This window comes from Lactobacillus iners DSM 13335, assembly GCF_000160875.1.
Lineage (GTDB): Bacteria > Bacillota > Bacilli > Lactobacillales > Lactobacillaceae > Lactobacillus > Lactobacillus iners.
This window is the reverse complement of sequence record NZ_GG700802.1, coordinates 91,681-108,933: the sequence shown is the minus strand read 5'-3', so window position 1 is coordinate 108,933 and position 17,253 is coordinate 91,681. Positions and strand designations below refer to the sequence as shown.

At 32.2% G+C, this 17,253-nt stretch carries 22 protein-coding genes and 1 other annotated feature; all 22 genes read right to left on the bottom strand.

The window, feature by feature from the left end:
* Position 1: 1 nt before the first annotated feature.
* Positions 2-244 (bottom strand): exodeoxyribonuclease VII small subunit, encoded by a 243-nt coding sequence (locus HMPREF0520_RS01370; RefSeq protein ID WP_006729111.1) that lies wholly within the window; start codon positions 242-244, stop codon positions 2-4.
* Positions 237-1,595 (bottom strand): exodeoxyribonuclease VII large subunit, encoded by a 1,359-nt coding sequence (gene xseA / locus HMPREF0520_RS01365; RefSeq protein ID WP_006729110.1) that lies wholly within the window; start codon positions 1,593-1,595, stop codon positions 237-239. Before xseA ends, HMPREF0520_RS01370 begins: the two co-directional genes overlap by 8 nt.
* Complete coding sequence (locus tag HMPREF0520_RS01360; protein ID WP_006734582.1) at positions 1,585-2,439, bottom strand: bifunctional 5,10-methylenetetrahydrofolate dehydrogenase/5,10-methenyltetrahydrofolate cyclohydrolase; 855 nt, start codon at positions 2,437-2,439, stop codon at positions 1,585-1,587. Before HMPREF0520_RS01360 ends, xseA begins: the two co-directional genes overlap by 11 nt.
* Before the next feature lie 51 nt (positions 2,440-2,490).
* Complete coding sequence (gene nusB, locus HMPREF0520_RS01355) at positions 2,491-2,892, bottom strand: transcription antitermination factor NusB (protein ID WP_006729108.1); 402 nt, start codon at positions 2,890-2,892, stop codon at positions 2,491-2,493.
* Complete coding sequence (locus HMPREF0520_RS01350) at positions 2,892-3,305, bottom strand: Asp23/Gls24 family envelope stress response protein (RefSeq protein WP_006729107.1); 414 nt, start codon at positions 3,303-3,305, stop codon at positions 2,892-2,894. The genes nusB and HMPREF0520_RS01350 overlap by 1 nt, the downstream gene beginning before the upstream one ends.
* A 32-nt stretch (positions 3,306-3,337) precedes the next feature.
* On the bottom strand, positions 3,338-3,898 hold the full coding sequence (efp, locus tag HMPREF0520_RS01345; RefSeq protein WP_006730980.1) for an elongation factor P: 561 nt from the start codon (positions 3,896-3,898) through the stop codon (positions 3,338-3,340).
* A gap of 83 nt (positions 3,899-3,981) precedes the next feature.
* Positions 3,982-5,091: a M24 family metallopeptidase gene (locus HMPREF0520_RS01340; protein WP_006729105.1), complete on the bottom strand. Its 1,110-nt coding sequence runs from the start codon at positions 5,089-5,091 to the stop codon at positions 3,982-3,984.
* A gap of 67 nt (positions 5,092-5,158) precedes the next feature.
* Positions 5,159-5,458 carry a 50S ribosomal protein L27 gene (rpmA, locus tag HMPREF0520_RS01335; RefSeq protein WP_006729104.1) on the bottom strand — a complete coding sequence of 100 codons (300 nt, stop codon included), beginning with the start codon at positions 5,456-5,458 and terminating at the stop codon, positions 5,159-5,161.
* A gap of 16 nt (positions 5,459-5,474) precedes the next feature.
* A complete protein-coding gene (rplU, locus tag HMPREF0520_RS01330; protein ID WP_006731828.1) occupies positions 5,475-5,786 on the bottom strand; it encodes a 50S ribosomal protein L21 in 312 nt (103 codons plus the stop codon).
* Positions 5,787-5,800: 14 nt separating this feature from the next.
* Positions 5,801-5,881: a sequence feature (ribosomal protein L21 leader region), on the bottom strand.
* A gap of 71 nt (positions 5,882-5,952) precedes the next feature.
* Positions 5,953-7,089 (bottom strand): dihydropteroate synthase, encoded by a 1,137-nt coding sequence (gene folP, locus HMPREF0520_RS01325; protein ID WP_006729102.1) that lies wholly within the window; start codon positions 7,087-7,089, stop codon positions 5,953-5,955.
* Positions 7,089-7,688, bottom strand: coding sequence for a non-canonical purine NTP pyrophosphatase (locus HMPREF0520_RS01320; protein ID WP_006729101.1), 600 nt, complete (start codon positions 7,686-7,688; stop codon positions 7,089-7,091). The genes folP and HMPREF0520_RS01320 overlap by 1 nt, the downstream gene beginning before the upstream one ends.
* Positions 7,681-8,943, bottom strand: a complete 1,263-nt coding sequence (locus HMPREF0520_RS01315; RefSeq protein ID WP_006729100.1) for a bifunctional folylpolyglutamate synthase/dihydrofolate synthase — start codon at positions 8,941-8,943, stop codon at positions 7,681-7,683. The genes HMPREF0520_RS01320 and HMPREF0520_RS01315 overlap by 8 nt, the downstream gene beginning before the upstream one ends.
* Positions 8,944-8,948: 5 nt before the next feature.
* Positions 8,949-9,509 carry a GTP cyclohydrolase I FolE gene (gene folE / locus HMPREF0520_RS01310; RefSeq protein ID WP_006729099.1) on the bottom strand — a complete coding sequence of 187 codons (561 nt, stop codon included), beginning with the start codon at positions 9,507-9,509 and terminating at the stop codon, positions 8,949-8,951.
* The gene (gene folK, locus HMPREF0520_RS01305) at positions 9,490-10,005 is read right to left on the bottom strand and encodes a 2-amino-4-hydroxy-6-hydroxymethyldihydropteridine diphosphokinase (RefSeq protein WP_006729098.1); all 516 of its coding nucleotides are present in this window, start codon (positions 10,003-10,005) and stop codon (positions 9,490-9,492) included. The genes folE and folK overlap by 20 nt, the downstream gene beginning before the upstream one ends.
* The gene (folB, locus tag HMPREF0520_RS01300) at positions 10,002-10,349 is read right to left on the bottom strand and encodes a dihydroneopterin aldolase (RefSeq protein ID WP_080542447.1); all 348 of its coding nucleotides are present in this window, start codon (positions 10,347-10,349) and stop codon (positions 10,002-10,004) included. Before folB ends, folK begins: the two co-directional genes overlap by 4 nt.
* A gap of 129 nt (positions 10,350-10,478) precedes the next feature.
* Positions 10,479-11,624, bottom strand: coding sequence for a cysteine desulfurase family protein (locus HMPREF0520_RS01295; protein WP_006729096.1), 1,146 nt, complete (start codon positions 11,622-11,624; stop codon positions 10,479-10,481).
* Between the two features lie 21 nt (positions 11,625-11,645).
* Entirely contained in the window at positions 11,646-12,335 is a 690-nt protein-coding gene (locus HMPREF0520_RS01290) for a 5'-methylthioadenosine/adenosylhomocysteine nucleosidase (protein WP_006729095.1), read from the bottom strand.
* An 11-nt stretch (positions 12,336-12,346) separates the two neighbouring features.
* On the bottom strand, positions 12,347-12,598 hold the full coding sequence (locus tag HMPREF0520_RS01285) for a hypothetical protein (protein ID WP_006729094.1): 252 nt from the start codon (positions 12,596-12,598) through the stop codon (positions 12,347-12,349).
* Positions 12,591-13,154 (bottom strand): NUDIX hydrolase, encoded by a 564-nt coding sequence (locus HMPREF0520_RS01280; RefSeq protein WP_006729093.1) that lies wholly within the window; start codon positions 13,152-13,154, stop codon positions 12,591-12,593. Before HMPREF0520_RS01280 ends, HMPREF0520_RS01285 begins: the two co-directional genes overlap by 8 nt.
* A gap of 5 nt (positions 13,155-13,159) precedes the next feature.
* Positions 13,160-13,378: a cold-shock protein gene (locus HMPREF0520_RS01275; RefSeq protein ID WP_006729092.1), complete on the bottom strand. Its 219-nt coding sequence runs from the start codon at positions 13,376-13,378 to the stop codon at positions 13,160-13,162.
* Positions 13,378-16,164 carry an isoleucine--tRNA ligase gene (gene ileS / locus HMPREF0520_RS01270; RefSeq protein WP_006732461.1) on the bottom strand — a complete coding sequence of 929 codons (2,787 nt, stop codon included), beginning with the start codon at positions 16,162-16,164 and terminating at the stop codon, positions 13,378-13,380. Before ileS ends, HMPREF0520_RS01275 begins: the two co-directional genes overlap by 1 nt.
* A 213-nt stretch (positions 16,165-16,377) precedes the next feature.
* The gene (locus tag HMPREF0520_RS01265) at positions 16,378-17,205 is read right to left on the bottom strand and encodes a DivIVA domain-containing protein (protein WP_006729091.1); all 828 of its coding nucleotides are present in this window, start codon (positions 17,203-17,205) and stop codon (positions 16,378-16,380) included.
* Positions 17,206-17,253 lie beyond the last annotated feature (48 nt).

The window sequence follows — 17,253 nt, the reverse complement described above, 5'->3', positions numbered from 1 at the left end:
TTTATTCCTCTGGACTATTGGAATCTTCAGGGTTAAGTTGCTTAACATTACCATCTTTATCGATTAACTTAGCTACTATTTTTTCAGCATCATTTAATTTTTGCTCTAATTCACGACTTAATTTGACACCCTCTTGAAATTGATTCAATGCATCTTCTAATGGAACATTGCCACCTTCCAATTTTGTTACAATGTCTTGTAATTGTTTAAGTTGTTCTTCAAATGTATTCTTTTGATCACTCATGATTTTCACCTTTTATTTTTAAAACCCTTGTCTTTACCAAACCATCTTTAAAATTCAAATTTAAAATATCATTTTCACATATTTGATGAACAGATGTAACAGTTTTTCCATCCTCATTAGCAGTATATACATACCCTCTACTAATTGCCTTTAAAGGACTATTATCATCTAATTTTTGTGATAAATTATAAAAATTATTCTTGTTATTATTAATTAAATAACACATACTTTTATTCAAATTTTGTGTTTTGAAAATTAATTCTTGATAGTGATGTTTAATTATTTGATGGGGATTGGTAGATAATAAACTTTGATTTACCAATTGATATTTTGTTTTTACATTAAGCAAATAATTATTCGCTACTTGTTCTAACTTTTGTTCTAAAAGATCCAACGTTTGCATTTTTTCATCATAAAAACGTTGCGGTTCTCGTAAAAATACAGAATTTTTAGTTCTATTAAATAATATCTTATCACTATTAATTATTGAACGTATAGCAGCATATAGATGCGTTCTTAGTTCTATTATTTGCAACGTAATCGCTGATAATTCAGGTGTAGCATACTCCGCTGCTGCAGTTGGCGTGGCTGCTCTTTTATCAGCTACTAAATCTGATAAAGTGGTATCAGTTTCATGACCAACAGATGAAATTACAGGCATCGTCATACTATAAATTTGGCGTACTACCATTTCCTCATTAAATGGCCACAAATCTTCTAATGATCCGCCACCACGACCAATAATAACTACATCATATTTATCTTGTGAAGCTGCTATCTGCTGTAATGAAGCAATTATGGAAGCAGCAGCATCTTTACCTTGTACAATTGTAGGAAATAAATCAATTTCTACATGCGGGAATCTTCTATTTGCTGTCACCATAATATCATGAATAACAGCACCAGATGCACTAGTTACAACAGCTATTTTATCAGGAAATTTAGGTATCTTTTTTTTATGAGAATCTGCAAACAGACCTTCTTTATCTAACTTTTCCCTTAGTTGTCTCAGTTGTTCAAACAATGCACCTAATCCAGCAGGTTCAATAGTATGCACATAGAATTGATACGATCCCTGCGGTGAATATAAGTCAATATATCCTGAAACGTATACCTTCATTCCCTCTACTAATTTGAATTTTACTTTTTCAAAAAATGATTTATACATTACAGCATTTATTTTTGATTTCTCATCTTTTAATGAAAAATATTGAGTTGAATTCATACGCAGTCTAAAATTAGATACTTCACCTTGTAAAAACACTTTATGCAAATAAGGATCGTTCTTAAATTTTTTAGACAGATAAAAATTTAAATCTGTAACTGTTAAATATTTAGGACTAGTTTCCATAATTATGCCTCAATTTAGTTAAAATAATAACTTGTTTCATCAAATTGGCTACCGTCAACGGACCTACTCCACCAGGTACAGGAGTAATAGCTTCAGCGATTGGCAAACAATCATCATATTCTATATCTCCCATTAATTTACCATTTTCTCTATTCATACCAACATCAATTAGTATACTACCTGGTTTTACCATATTTTTAGTAATTAGATGTGCACGACCGACATCTGAAATAATTATATCGTTTAGTAAGGTAAGCTCTTGTAAATTTCTAGTGTGAGAATGTGCAATCGTCACAGTAGCATTACGAGCTAATAATTGACTAGCAACAGGTTTTCCTACAATAATACTTCGTCCAATAATTAAAGCATTTTTACCTTCAACATTTAATTGATAATAATCTAGTATAGTCATAATACTTCTCACTGTAGCAGGAATAATATTTACTTGCCCTTGCCACATCCGCCCTTGATTATAAGGAGTGAATCCATCTGCATCTTTTGTAGGATCAATTGCTTCCAACACTAGTCGAGTATTAATATGTTCAGGTATAGGTAATTGAACCATGATAGCATCCACATGAGGATCTGCATTCAGTTCCTTAATTTTGTCTATTAATTCATCTTGTCTGATGTCACCTGGGAATTTAATTGTTTGTTCGTTAATACCTATTTTCTTAGCAAGCTTACGTTTTAAGCGTAAATATATTTTACTTGCTGGATCTTCTCCAACTTCAATTACGCAAAATGTAGGCAATATATTTTTAGCTTTTAAATGCTCTACCTCTAATGTAAGCTCATCTATTATTTTTTTTGCTGGCTCTTTACCATCCAATATTAAAGTCAAATATAAATCCCCCTTAAAAAATGAGGTCGGCACTGCCGACCTCATAATCACCTATTTATCAATAAAGTTAGCCAATATACCATTAATAAAACCTTTTGATTTTGCAGATGAAAACTCATCACACATATTTAATGCTTCATTTAACGCAGACACTGGCTTAATCACTTTACTATTTTGTATTTCAAATAGTCCAACTTCTAGAATAACAAGATCGATTTTATTTAATCGCTCAAGTGTCCAACCTTTTTTTAAATACTTAGCTAAGTTGGCATCAATTGAGCTTTTTTCTTTCATAACACCTTGTAAAATTTCATAAGCATAATCGGGAAATTCTTTTATATCAAGTACATCCATGGTTTTTTTCTTGATAGCATCAACATCTTCATGTTCATGTACCTGATCGGCAAGATACAATGCCTGCATTGCAATCACTCTCACATCATGCTGTGTCATTAGTTTTTTACCTCTTTATATTCTACCTTAGTATTATTCTTATCATCTTCTGAAATTAAACCTACCACATGAATATTAGTTTCCACTAATTTCAAATTAGTCATTTGCTCTAATTGCAATCCTAATTGCTTTTGTAATTCTAATGCAACTTTAGGCACATTGACACCATAATCAAAATAGGCATACACGTCAGCAATTAAATTACCATTTCGATTAGTTAAACTGACACCTTTGCCTTGATTACTACGCCCAAAGATTTTATCAATACTACTTTTTAAGGAACCACGCATCTCATTAACACCATCAACCTTTTTAGCAGCAATTCCTAAAATAACCTCAAGTACACCTAAATCTACTCTAGTTTCATCGCCATTTTCATTATTAGATAAAAGAATTGTTGAACTTTCTGGCATAATACCAACCTCTATTCCTATACCATCAAAATTTATTTATTAGCACGAGATACATAAGAACCATTTCCTGCAGTATTAATAGTTAAAACATCCCCTACATTTATAAACATTGGAACAGTAACTACTAACCCAGTTTCCATAGTAGCAGGCTTGCCTGAACCCGTTGATGTTGCAGGTGCTGTTTCTTTAACTACAAGATCAACTGTATTTGGAACCTCTATACCTAATGTTTTACCATCATGCATAATAATATTAACAACCATATTTTCTTTTAAAAACTTAGCTTCAGCTTCAGCTTGTGTTTCTGGAACTTCTAATTGCTCATATGTTGCCATATCCATAAATACAAAACTAGTACCATCATTATACAAATATTGCATAGTCTTAGTCTGGACATCTGCATCTTCAACCTTAGCTGTTGATCTGAAAGTATAATCTTGAACAGCACCTGTCTTTAGGCTCTTTAACTTCGATCTAACAAATGCACCGCCTTTACCAGGCTTAACATGTTGAAATTCAACAATACGCCAAATATCATTATTATATTGTATAGTTAAACCATTTTTAAAATCATTAACTGAAATCATAGTCATAGGAACTTACCTCACTTCTTAATACATCTATCTTATCAAATATTGGTTAACTTTTGATAGTAATTAAATTACTTTTATAAAAATTATAAAACGAGCAATTCTTCTTTAGGTAACTTGGACATCGTCTCAGGCGAATTACCATTAATTAAAATATCGTCTTCTATTCTTACACCGCCAAAATCTGGCAAATAAATTCCAGGTTCTACAGTAATAGCCATATTATCTTTTAAAACTTCCTTACTAAAAGGTAAAGCTGGCATACAAAGCTCATGTATTTCTAACCCTATACCATGTCCAATTCCGTGACCAAAATATTGACCATATCCTTGCTCACAAATATAATCGCGAGCAGCCTTATCAACATCAGCACCGGTCTTACCAGCAACAGCAGTAGCAATTCCTTGTTTTTGAGCTTCATAAACAATCTTATAAATTTTTTGCAATTCAGCAGGAACTTGGCCTAAAGCCACTGTACGTGTAATATCTGCAGTATATCCATGATAAAAACTACCAAAATCAATTACCACAAGCTCGCCTTTTTGTAATTTTTTATCACTTGCTACGCCGTGGGCCCAACTTGAGCGATATCCTGAAGCAATAATAGTATCAAAAGAAGGGCCATCACCACCATTTAATTTAAATAAATAGTCTAGCTTGGCTCCAATTTCACGCTCAGTTACACCCGGTTGTAACATTGGCAAAATTTCTGTAAAACTCTGCGATGAAATGGCTATTGCTTGTTTTAATGCATCCAATTCCAATTCATCTTTAACATTTCTAGCAACTTCAACCAACTCTAAGGCCATTTCAAATTCTATATCTGAATTACTATTAACCAAATTTTGATAATCAATAGCAGAAATAGCTTCACCTTCAACTAAAACTTTTTTCAAAGATAGATGACGTAATTGCTCAGTAATTTCGCTAACTGAATTCTTATGTTTCATAATTACTTTCATTTCGCCAGGAGCTTGCTTTTTTATTTGTCCAGCAAATCTAGAATCAGATAACAAAATCCTGTCACCATTAGCACAAAGAATAAGTTCAGCTTCCTCACCTGTAAAATTTGTTAGGTAACGATAATTAGCTTGATTTATAATAATCAAGGCATCTGCATTTTTTTCTTTAATTAATTTTGTAACTTTTTCTATTCTAGCATTTATCAGAGTTAATAATTTTGACTTTGCATCCATACTTTTTACCTCTCAAAGTAGATAAAAAAAGCCAAACGTTAAAAAATACGTTTAGCTTTTTAAATAATTATTTTGCTTCTTCAGCTGAGTAAACAGAAACTTGTTTACGGTCTTTACCCAAACGTTCAAATTTAACAACACCATCTGTTAATGCAAATAAAGTGTCATCGCCACCACGACCTACGTTCTTTCCGGGATGTATCTTAGTACCACGTTGACGGTAAATAATAGCACCTGCAGTAACTTGTTGACCATCAGCACGCTTAGTACCTAAACGACGACCTGCTGAATTACGACCGTTAGTAGTAGAACCTCCACCTTTGTGGTGGGCAAATAACTTGAGTTGTACAAGATTATCGATCATCATATTATTTCCCCCTTAATTAAGCTTCAATACTTTCAATAATTACCTTGGTGTAAGGTTGACGGTGACCATACTTAGAATGTGAATGTTTCTTAGGCTTGTATTTGAAAGTTACAACTTTCTTTTCCTTGCCTTGTTTTTCAACTTTAGCAGTCACCTTAGCACCTTTAACAACAGGAGTTCCTATCTTAGTTGACTCACCATCATTTACAAGGATAACTTCATCAAAAGTTACTACAGTGCCTTCTTCAACATCAAGTTTCTCAACAAAAATGCTAGCACCTTCAGTAACCTTATATTGCTTACCACCGGTCTTAATAATTGCGTACATACGTACACCTCCATAAAAATACTTAGACTCGCCACGAAATGGTGAAATCTTTTTTAGATTCACTTCTAACCATCTGTGTGCGGTTGCAGATGTGAGGTATAAATCCACAAATACAACTACTATATTGTACTACCTTAATCTATCTTTAGCAAATAAAAATATTTTTTTATCTAAACCAATAACTGTGATTAATGATATCTAACATATTAACTAATTGATAAGTTTCTGCAATATCATGAGCTCTAATCACTCTTCCACCACGTAAAAACATTGCCGATTCGGCTATTAATGTTACAGGTAAACGATCTTCCTTATTCAAATTGAATAATTTTTTACCAAATCCCTTACGTGATATTGCTACCATAATAGGACGATTAAATTTGTTCAACTGATCCAGATTACGCATCATCGTATAATCTTGGTAACCATCAGCTACCTTAGCATAACCAATACCTTGATCTAAAATAATTCTATTTAAATCAATGTCCGCATCTATAAGTGTTTTTAAATTATCTTTAAAAAATTTTATCATCTCATCACTTAAATTATCATACTCATGTTCACGGCTACTATGCATAGTAACTAATCCCACATTGCTTTTAGCCATTAATGCTCGTTTTTGATAAGAATCAAATGCTCTAACATCATTAATAATATCAACCCCAGCTTCAATAGCAGCTTGCATTACCGGTAGCTTATAAGTATCAATAGCTATGGCTATATTAGGATATTTATCATGAATAAATTTAATAGCAGGAATCGTCCGCATAATTTCATCTTCAGGCTTAACTTCAACATATCCTCCTGGTTTAGTAGTTTGTCCGCCTACTTCAATAATATCTGTACCTGAATCAACCATATTTGCAATGTGTTTTTTCATATCTTCTGGTGCATAATATTGACCACCATCATAAAATGAGTCGGGGGTAACATTTAAAATACCATAAACTAATGGCTTATCAGTAATATCGAAAGTAAAACGACCTGCTTTCCAAATAATGCAATGAGATTTAATAATTGTATCAATACTTAATGCTAATTTTTCATCATCTGGCCATAATATTTTAGATTTAGCTGCAAATATTTTTAAAGCAGTTATTGGAAAAAGAAATTGAATAGTATTTTCGCATCTAAAAAGCGGAATATCAAAATGATTCAAAAAATCTATTATTTTATTTTCCACACATTCAATACCCTGCCAAGACAAGACAATCTCTTGTCTTTGCAAAATATCTCTCTTGATAATTTGTAAGGGTAGTCCCTCAATATTTATTTTGTCATATTTAATTTCTTTTATTTCCATTAACTAAAATTCCTTTTCTTTAAAAGATTCTGCAGTGCTATTGCTCGATGCAAATATAAAAAGCGAGTGTTCCAATCAATTTGAGCTAGTGTTTTAGTAGATCCATCAGGAATTACTATTTTGTCAAAACCTGTCGACATATTTCCTAATTCCTCTAAAGCAATTTTACCCCGCATTTTACCTGCTCCTTTAGCAATTATGACACCATTTTGAGCTAATGCGACTACAGACCTCAAAGTCATCTTTCTATCTTTTTCTTTAACCTTATTGAGCAAATATTGATTAAAATTACCATTCTTACATTCTTTCATCAATTGTCTTTTGGTACTAACACCATATTCTTGTGGAAAAGCATCTAAATATAATCCTGTATCATCAGCTATAACCAGTTCATTATTCAAATAATGACTAATAAATTCTGCTTTCATACAGGCATTTTGCTCCAAACTATTATTTTGCTCATTAGGAAACTGAATATAAGGCATCAATTCGCTATAAATTATACTTTGATATCCTAAATGATATAAAATATTCTCTAATTCTTTAGCTTTTTTGATATTATTACTTGCTATAACAAAATTCATTTTATTACTAATCATCGTTTATTAAATCTTTCACTAAATAAAATGAACCTGTAACCACAATAAGATCATCAGGTTTAGCATTTTGACGAGCTATTTTTAGAGCAGATCTTACATTCACAGCTTGCACTACATGGTTGTTGAAATTTTGAGCCAAAATTGCAACAGGCAATTTGCGTTGTAGATTATCAGGTTCTGTCAAAATAAAATCATGCGATATTTCTTGATAAATTTGAATCATTTTTTGATAATTCTTATCCTTCAAAAATCCTAAAATCATAATCACTCTACGACCATGTCGCAAACTGATGATAGTTTGAGCAAGATTATATGCAGCATCTGGATTATGTGCTCCATCTATAAGAACATCAGGTAAAGAGGCTATTTTTTCACACCTTGCTGGTATTTTAATCGTTTCCAACATTTGCTTTAAAGGCATTAAACTAATTAAAACTTTTTCACGCATTAATTGCTTAACCAAAGCGATAACTGTTTTTAAATTTTCTCTTTGATATTCACCCAATAAGGAAAAAGAACTTTCCAATGTGAAATCTGTTGCAATTATATTTATTTTTCTATTATGAACCTTAATTTTGGCTATATCATCCGATAAAATTAATGGCACTTGGACTTGACTACATTTTTCTTTGATAATATTAGCAGCAGCTTTTTGCTGTAAAGGAGCCATAATAGTAGCCTTCGTTCCATATTTAATAATTCCTGACTTAGCTTTAGCAATCTTTTCTACAGTATCACCTAAAATATGAATATGATCTAATGCAATATGCGTAAAAATAGCATATTCTGGTGCATTTATAATATTAGTTGCATCATCTGTTCCACCTAAGCCACATTCAATCACTGCCCAATCAACTTTTTTATTAGCAAAATAAACAAGCATAATCAACGTCCACCACTCAAATACACTAATCTTGGCACTTTCATCTGGGCTTAACTTATTTAAAATTTCATAGTATGTAGCTACAAAATCATTTCTACTAATCAATATATTATTAATAGAAATCTGTTCCCGATCATCTATTAAAGCAGGGCTATTAAAATATCCTACTTTATATCCTGCATGCTCTAAAACGCCTTTAATCATCATACCCGTTGAACCTTTACCATTAGTTCCAGCAATATGAATAGTTTTAAAAGCTTGCTCTGGTGAACCTAGTCTTTTCTTTATGTTACGTAAAAAAACTACATGATTATGATCCCCTGCCAACATTTTTTGACTAAATCCCGAAATAATTTCTTCATAACTTAGCAAATATTTTATCCTCGCTGATTTAAAAATTCTTGCTTTAACCTATCATCTTCATTAAATAAGCCAGCATAGTCTGAAGTGTAAGTATATTGGCCATATTTATTAATACCTCGCATTTCCATACATAAATGCCGTGCTTTAATAGCAACTGCTATTCCTTTAGGATCAATGAATTTGGCTAATTGTTTAACAATATCAGTAGTAATCTTTTCTTGCATCGTTGGCTTTTTGCTAACAAATTCAACTAGCCGCGGAATTTTACTTAATCCTAAGACCATATTATTGTTAGGAATATATGCGATATCAGCATATCCAAAAAATGGTAATAAATGATGCTCGCACATAGAATAGATAGGTATATGATTAATAGATACCATTTCTGGATTACTATCTACATGAAATTTTTTATAATTTGCAAAGTCTTCTGGTCGATGATTGAGTGACGAAAAGATTTCTTGATACATCTTAGCTACTCGTTTAGGTGTTTCTACTAATCCACTGCGATCAGGATCTTCACCTACTGCCACTAATAATTCTCTAACTGCATGTTCAATTTTTTGTTGATTCATTAAATACCTCACTTTGCTGTACTACTTTGATCCAATTCGTATCTTTAGTACACTTAATCTTTTCTTGTAATAGGTTATGATATGCTGGATCATCTTTGCTAATCTCTAACAATGGTTCTAATACAAACTTCCTATTATCTCTTTCTTTGTGGGGCAACGTCAAAATATCAGTTTTAATTTGATAATTTTCATAATCAATAATATCTAAATCAATAGTCCTAGGTCCCCAACGAACCAATCTCTTTCGATGTAATTTTTGCTCTATATCATGTAATGCTTCTAATAGTAAAAAAGGATCTAAATCTGTCTCTATCTTAATACCTATATTATAAAAATTCTGCTGTTCAACATTGCCTACCGGTTCGGTTTCATATACTGAAGATACTGTTACATTATAGATATGTTTATTACTTCGCAATAAATTGACGGCTTGGACTATATTATTAAGTCTATCACCAATATTACTTCCCACACTCAAATATGCTTTTGACTTCATTTTTGCTTTTTAAAAACCTCTATTTCTATATCATCAAAAGCTCCAGCCATAGGAACACCGTATTTTCTTACTTTCAATTGAACAGAAATTATCATGCTATATTCAGATAAAATCTTATCTGCCAATTTATTTGCTAAAGTTTCAATTAAATTAAAACTTTGCTCTTGTGCATATTTTACTATTAATTCATAAATATCAACGTAACTTATTGTTTCAGATAAGCTATCATGAATTACTTTTTGTTCAATCGGATAAGATATTTCACAATCAATTTCTAACCTTTGACCCAAAATTTTTTCTTCTGCAAAAACTCCATTATGTGTATAAACCACAATATTATGTATTCTTATTTTTCCGATAGGTCATCACTCCATAACTAATAAATTTGACTATTAATTCTAAATATATATCCCATAGTATCAAAAAGCAACCAAGCTATATTAGTGCTTGATTGCTCATCAAAATTAAGCTAACTATACTAACCTTTTGCACATATCAGCTAATTCTGCTGCAAAAGAAGTTACATCGTCCTCACTAGTAAATCTACTAAAAGATACTCTAATCGACTCTCTTAAACGTGGAGATGATTCACCATACATTGCAGCTAAAACATGCGATGGATGTAAAGATCCTGCTGTACAAGCAGATCCTCCAGAAACAGCAAAACCGGCTAAATCTAAATTGGTAATAGCCAAGGCTGTATCTATTCCTTTCAGCCATAAATTTAAAACATGATGTGAAACAGATCCAGAGATACTACCATTAACTTCAAAATCAACATGATCATGTTTCAATTTATTAATAATAATATTCTGTAAATTTTGATATTTCTTTTGTTGTTCTTTTTTATCAATATTTGATTCTTTAACTGCAACACCAAAACCAGAAATAGCAGGAACATTTTCTGTACCAGGTCGACGCTTTAATTCTTGCTCACCACCTAATAATAATGGTGGCAAATTTATTCCTTCTTTTTCATATAAAAATCCCAAAAATTTAGGACCATTTATTTTATGAGCTGACGTCGACATTAAATCAATATTTGACTTTTGAACATCAATATCTATATTACCAAATCCTTGAACATCATCAACATGAAATAAAGCATTAGTACCTTTGACCAACTGACCAATTTCTTCAATTGGCATAATAGAACCTACTTCATTATTAACTGACATGATGGATACCAGAATAGTATCATCCGTTAACTCATCTTTTAACTGCTCTAAAGAAATATGACCCGTTTGATCAACATCCAAATAAACTATATTGTAACCTTGCGATTCCAAATCTTTCATTGGATTTAACACTGATGGATGTTCCACTTTAGTAGTAATAATTTTTTTACCTAAATGACTACGTAATTTAGCTGTACCATAAATCGCAGTATTATTACTTTCTGTACCACCTGAAGTAAATACAATCTCATTTGCTTTTGCGTTGATGGAATCAGCAATAATGTTTCTAGCGACTTCTACAGCTGCACGAGCTTTACGTCCAAAATAATGCTGACTTGATGCATTTCCAAAATCATCAAGCATTTCGTCGTTAATTCTGGCAGCTACAGATGGCGAAACCGGTGTAGTAGCTGCATTATCTAAATATATATTCTTTTTCAAACCAATCTAACCCTTTATAAATTAATTTTTCAAATAATCGCAAATAATACTTGCAGCTTTTTTAGCAACATTTTTGACAAAGATATCAAAATCAACAGCAGCTTCATTGGCAGCATTATCTGAAATAGCTCGCAGTGCAACTAGCGGTACGCCAAATTTAGATGCAACTTGAGCAAAAGCAGCCCCTTCCATCTCCACGCAAAGTGCATCCGGGAAGTTTTTCAAAATAGCATTCTTAGTTTCAAATGTTGCAATAAAACTATCACCAGTAACAGCTAATCCTGAAAAATATCTTATTTTTTTTGCCTGTAAATACTTAATAAAATCATCACGTAACATACTATTTAAGTCATATTCAGCAGGTTCTTGGGGTATCTGCCCTTCTACATAATCTCCCGCCATAGTATTATGTGCATCAAAATAACGAAATGCATCAGGACAAACAAGATCATACTGATGAATATTAGTTTGCAACGCACCTGCTGAACCAGTGATAAATATTAGGTCAATTTTTTCATTAACTAATAATGAGGTAATATTCATGGCGGCATTTACCTTACCTATTCCAGAAAGACCTATAAAAACCTCATTATTACCTATAAAACCATGACTGTATTCGGTTATACCATACTTTTTAATTTCATTAAATTGAAAATTAGTATGATAATACTCTGCCTCTTCAGCCATTGGAACTATGATTGCAATCTTCACTATTAAATCCCCTAAAACTTCAATAAGTATAATAATACCAAAGCTAATAAAATCAATTCAATAATTATTGCTCGATTTAAAAAGCGTTTTAATCGTTTGCTTTTTTCCTCTTTGGTTAATTTTGGACGGTCTATTACTTCATCATTTGATATATTATCTTTTAAATCAGAATTATCAGCTGCATGGCGACCTTTTTTCTTAAAGAAACCAAAAAGAGCTTTTTTTCTTTTTTCTTTAATATACTCAGACCTTTTTTCAGTCATTCTTACGATTACCCGTTAATACCATATTTTCCCATAAATTAATAGCCATTACAGTCTTTGAATCAACGATCATACCTTGTGCAAGCAATTGTTTCAACTCATCTAAACTATACCAGACTTGAGTGAGGAATTCATCATCATCCAATGGACGCTTATTTTCTACTTTAGTCAAAGTATCACAATAAAATAAGTACAATTTTTCATTACAAAAACCGCATGATGAATAAAATTCAGAAATCTTTTCCCAATATTCTGCCCGATATCCACCTTCTTCATTTAATTCACGTTTCATTGCATCCAATGGTGAAGCATCCGTATCATCAATTAATCCCGCAGGTATCTCTAAAGTTTCTTGCTTAATAGCTTCACGCCATTGCCTTACCAACAGCATTTTATTTTGATTATTTATAGCAATTGTTGCACTAGCATCAGGATGATTAACTATCTCACGCAGAGCGGTCTTGCCATTAGGCAAACTAATGGTTTCGACATCCAGATCGATCAATTTTCCAGAAAAAATACGTTTTCTAGAAATTTCTTCTTCTCTTATATCCATCTTAATTATCCTCTCTCATTGTTTTCAACATAAACGTTAATACATTGCAAACCTTTTTTACCCTGTGCAAGTTGATAACGTACACGCTGTCCAACTTCTAATCTTTTATAGCCACTTTCTTTAATTGATTTATAAAAAACAAAATATGAAGCTCCTGTCAAATCATCTTCAATAAATCCATAAGGAGACCGACTATCAAATTGCTTAACTATGCCTGTCCTCATTACTCTTCAAGTCCTTCCTCTGACACTTGAGGATAATTTTTCAAAACAATATCTGCACATCTAGAACATAAATTAGATAAGCTACCATTCTTACAAAAATCATTAGTTGTACGACGACATCTTGGGCAAACATCACCTTGTGCATGTTCAACAACTATACCAGCAGTAGCAAACTCTTCTACATTCTGTGGCATTTTCGTCTCATTTTCGATAGTTAAATCAGATACTATCAATATTTGACGAACATCTGCATTTAAAGATTCTAATAATTCAGCAGTATCTGCTTTCGGATATAAGATAACATGTGCTTCAAAAGATTTACCAATTACCTTTTTATTTCTAGCATCTTCTAGAGCCTTTAAAACATCAGATCTTAATGTCATAAATCTCTTCCAGTTGCTTAAAATCACATTTTCATTAGCGAAATGTTGTACTTCAGGCATATTTGTCAATTGTACAAATTTTTCTGGTTCTTTTAAATAACTCCAAATTTCTTCCATTGTATGTGGCAAAATAGGCGTCAACAATTTTGCCAATTTAACTAAGAAATCATATATGACAGTTTGCATCGAACGGCGAGCTTGACCATCTTCAGATTCAATATATAAAACATCTTTAGCAAAATCTAAATAGAAGGATGACAGATCATTAGACAAGAAGCTAAATACATTCTTATATACAGAAGTAAAATCATAATGATCATATGCCTCTAAACATTCAGCTAACAACTTATTAAGTTTAACTTCCATATATTGATCAACACCAGACATTTCATCATAAGGCACTGTATTCTTTTTTGGATCAAAATCAGAAGTATTAGCCAACATAAATCGCATAGTATTTCTAACTTTACGATAACTCTCAGCTGCCTGTTTCAAAATATCTTGAGAAACAGCAACATCGGAAGTTGTATCCGCACCAGCTACCCATAAGCGAATGATTTCAGCTCCCATTTGTTTAATTACATCATTTGGTGCAATAACATTTCCCAATGATTTAGACATTTTATGACCTTTATCATCTAAAACAAAACCTTGAGACAAAATTTGACGATATGGTGCTTGGCCTGAAATAGCAACAGAGGTAATTAAACTAGAATTAAACCAACCACGATATTGATCACTACCTTCAAGATATAAATCAGCAGGATAACTCAATTCTGGTCTTTGTGCCATAACTGCTGTATGAGACGAACCAGAATCAAACCATACATCTAATATATCTTTTTCTTTCGTAAATTCACCATTAGGTGAATGAGATGAAGTAAATCCATCAGGCAACAATTCTTTAGCTGTTTTAGTGAACCATGCCATAGAGCCCTCTTTTTCAAAAATCTTGGCAATATGTTCAATTGTTTCCGGAGTGACAATCGGTGTTCCATCTTCTGCATAAAAGATTGGTAATGGGACTCCCCATGCACGTTGACGTGAAATGACCCAATCTCCTCTATCTTTAATCATGTTGTAAAGACGGATTTTTCCCCAATCTGGCAAAAAATTGACTTTATCAATTTCATCAAGAATTTGTTGACGGAATGGTTCAATAGATGCAAACCATTGTGTCGTAGCTCTAAAAATAACAGGTTTTTTAGTACGCCAATCATGTGGATAAGAGTGAGTAAAGACTTTTAACTTAAGTAATGCACCGCACGCTTTAAGCTTTTCAAGCATTAATTTATCAACATCTTGATAAAACATTCCAGCCAATTCAGGCACTTCATCAGTATAATTTCCTTGACCATCTACTGGACTAAAAATTGGTAGGTTATATTTTAATCCTACATTAAAGTCATCTGCACCAAATCCCGGTGCGGTATGAACCAAGCCAGTACCATCATCTAAAGTAACATGGAATCCTTCAATAACTAAACTCTCTTTATCATATATAGGGTGTTTAGCTTTCATATACTCCATCTCTGAGCCCTTAAAGCTTTTAACCACATGATATTCATCCCAGCCAATTTCTTGAGCAACTTTTTCTAACAAGCCAGTAGCTACAACGAACTTCTTGTCATTAACTTGAACTAATGAATAATCAAACTTAGGATTGACACAAATAGCCTCATTGGCAGGAATTGTCCATGGTGTAGTAGTCCAGATAATCAAATAAGTATTATCAGTGTCCAAAAGATCCTTACCATCAATCAACTTAAAAGCAACGAAAATCGAATTTGCTTCAACATCTTTATATTCAACTTCTGCTTCTGCTAAAGTTGACTCAGAAGACCATGACCAATATACAGGTTTTTTACCCTTATAGATATAACCTTTATTGTACATTTCGCCAAATACTCTAATTTCTTGAGCTTCAAATTGGGGTTGAAAAGTAATATATGGATGATTCCAATCAGCCATTACACCTAGTCGCTTAAAATCTTGACGTTGCTTTTCAATTTGACTCAAAGCATAATCATGGCACATCTGACGATATTCAGCCATATTTAATTCTTTACGCTTAACACCTTTTTTAGCTAATTGCTGTTCAATAGGTAATCCATGAGTATCCCATCCAGGAACAAATGGAGCATAAAAGCCACGCATATTTTTATATCTAACAATAATATCTTTAGATATTTTATTTAATGCATGCCCCATATGAATATTACCATTAGCAAAAGGAGGTCCATCATGCATATCAAAACGAGGATGTCCTTCATTTAATTTAAGTCTTTGTTCATATAAATTGTTATCCTCCCATTGCTTTTGCCATTCAGCTTCACGAACTGGAAGATTTCCACGCATTTTAAATTTAGTATTACCTAAATTAAGTGTATCTTTTATTTTCATATTTTTCCTTTCTAAACAAAAAACTTCGCCCAAAATAGGACGAAGTTTTTCGTGGTACCACCTAACTTGAACATAAAAATGTTCCACTCATATTTCATGTAACGTATAGATTACGGTAAATCAATTGGCAGCTGATCAACATTTTCGATATTGCTAATCTCTCACCATCTAATAGCTCGCTGTTTCATCTACTTGTTTTACTGTCGATTTACTTTAATTATGATCTTTATAATCATCAGGGAAGATAATCTTAGGTCTGGAAAGTGAATCAGAATTACTATTTTCATCTTCTACTGTTTCCACGACAGTAGGATTATCGCCTTCTAAAATCTTATGAGTATCTTCTTTCTCATTATCAGAGTTTACTTCAGTATCCGTATTGTTGTCAATATCTTCATCAAAGTTTTCTGCAGGTATATATTCTTGATATTTATCTATATCTTCTGGTTTAATTAAACCTTCCTCGTCAATAAGATTATCTGAATCATCAGTTTTAATTGGCTGTGAACCATCAGCAGGATACAAACGAGTCCTACCATAATGCTTATCTAAATATATCTGCCAATCCTTATCATCTAATTCTTTGACTTGTTCATTTAATTTAGCTTTGGTATCATGAATAAAATTTGCAACCTCAGTTTTAAGCAATTCATAATCATTCATCAATGTATTATATTGTTCTAACATATTTTGTTGTTGAACAAGTTGCTTTTGTGTATCAGCTAACATGCTATCAGATTTGTCCTTAGCATCATCAATTATTTGGTGAGCCGTAACACGTGCTTGATTTACAATTTGTCTTGCTTGTTCTTGAACTTCTACCATGTGCTGACGTATTTGCGTATTGTCAGAAGATGCATCCCTTATTTGTTTCTTAAGTTTATAATTTTCGTTCTTTAAATCAACATTGCGATCAAGTACATCTGCATAATCATCAATAATCTGATCAAGAAATTCATCAACAGCTTCCGCACTATACCCACTTTTAACTATTGGAAATACTTTATCATGAATTTCCATTGGTGTTATTGTCATTGCCATCACCCTTATTCCAATTTAAATATCATTTTAACAAATATCAATATATTT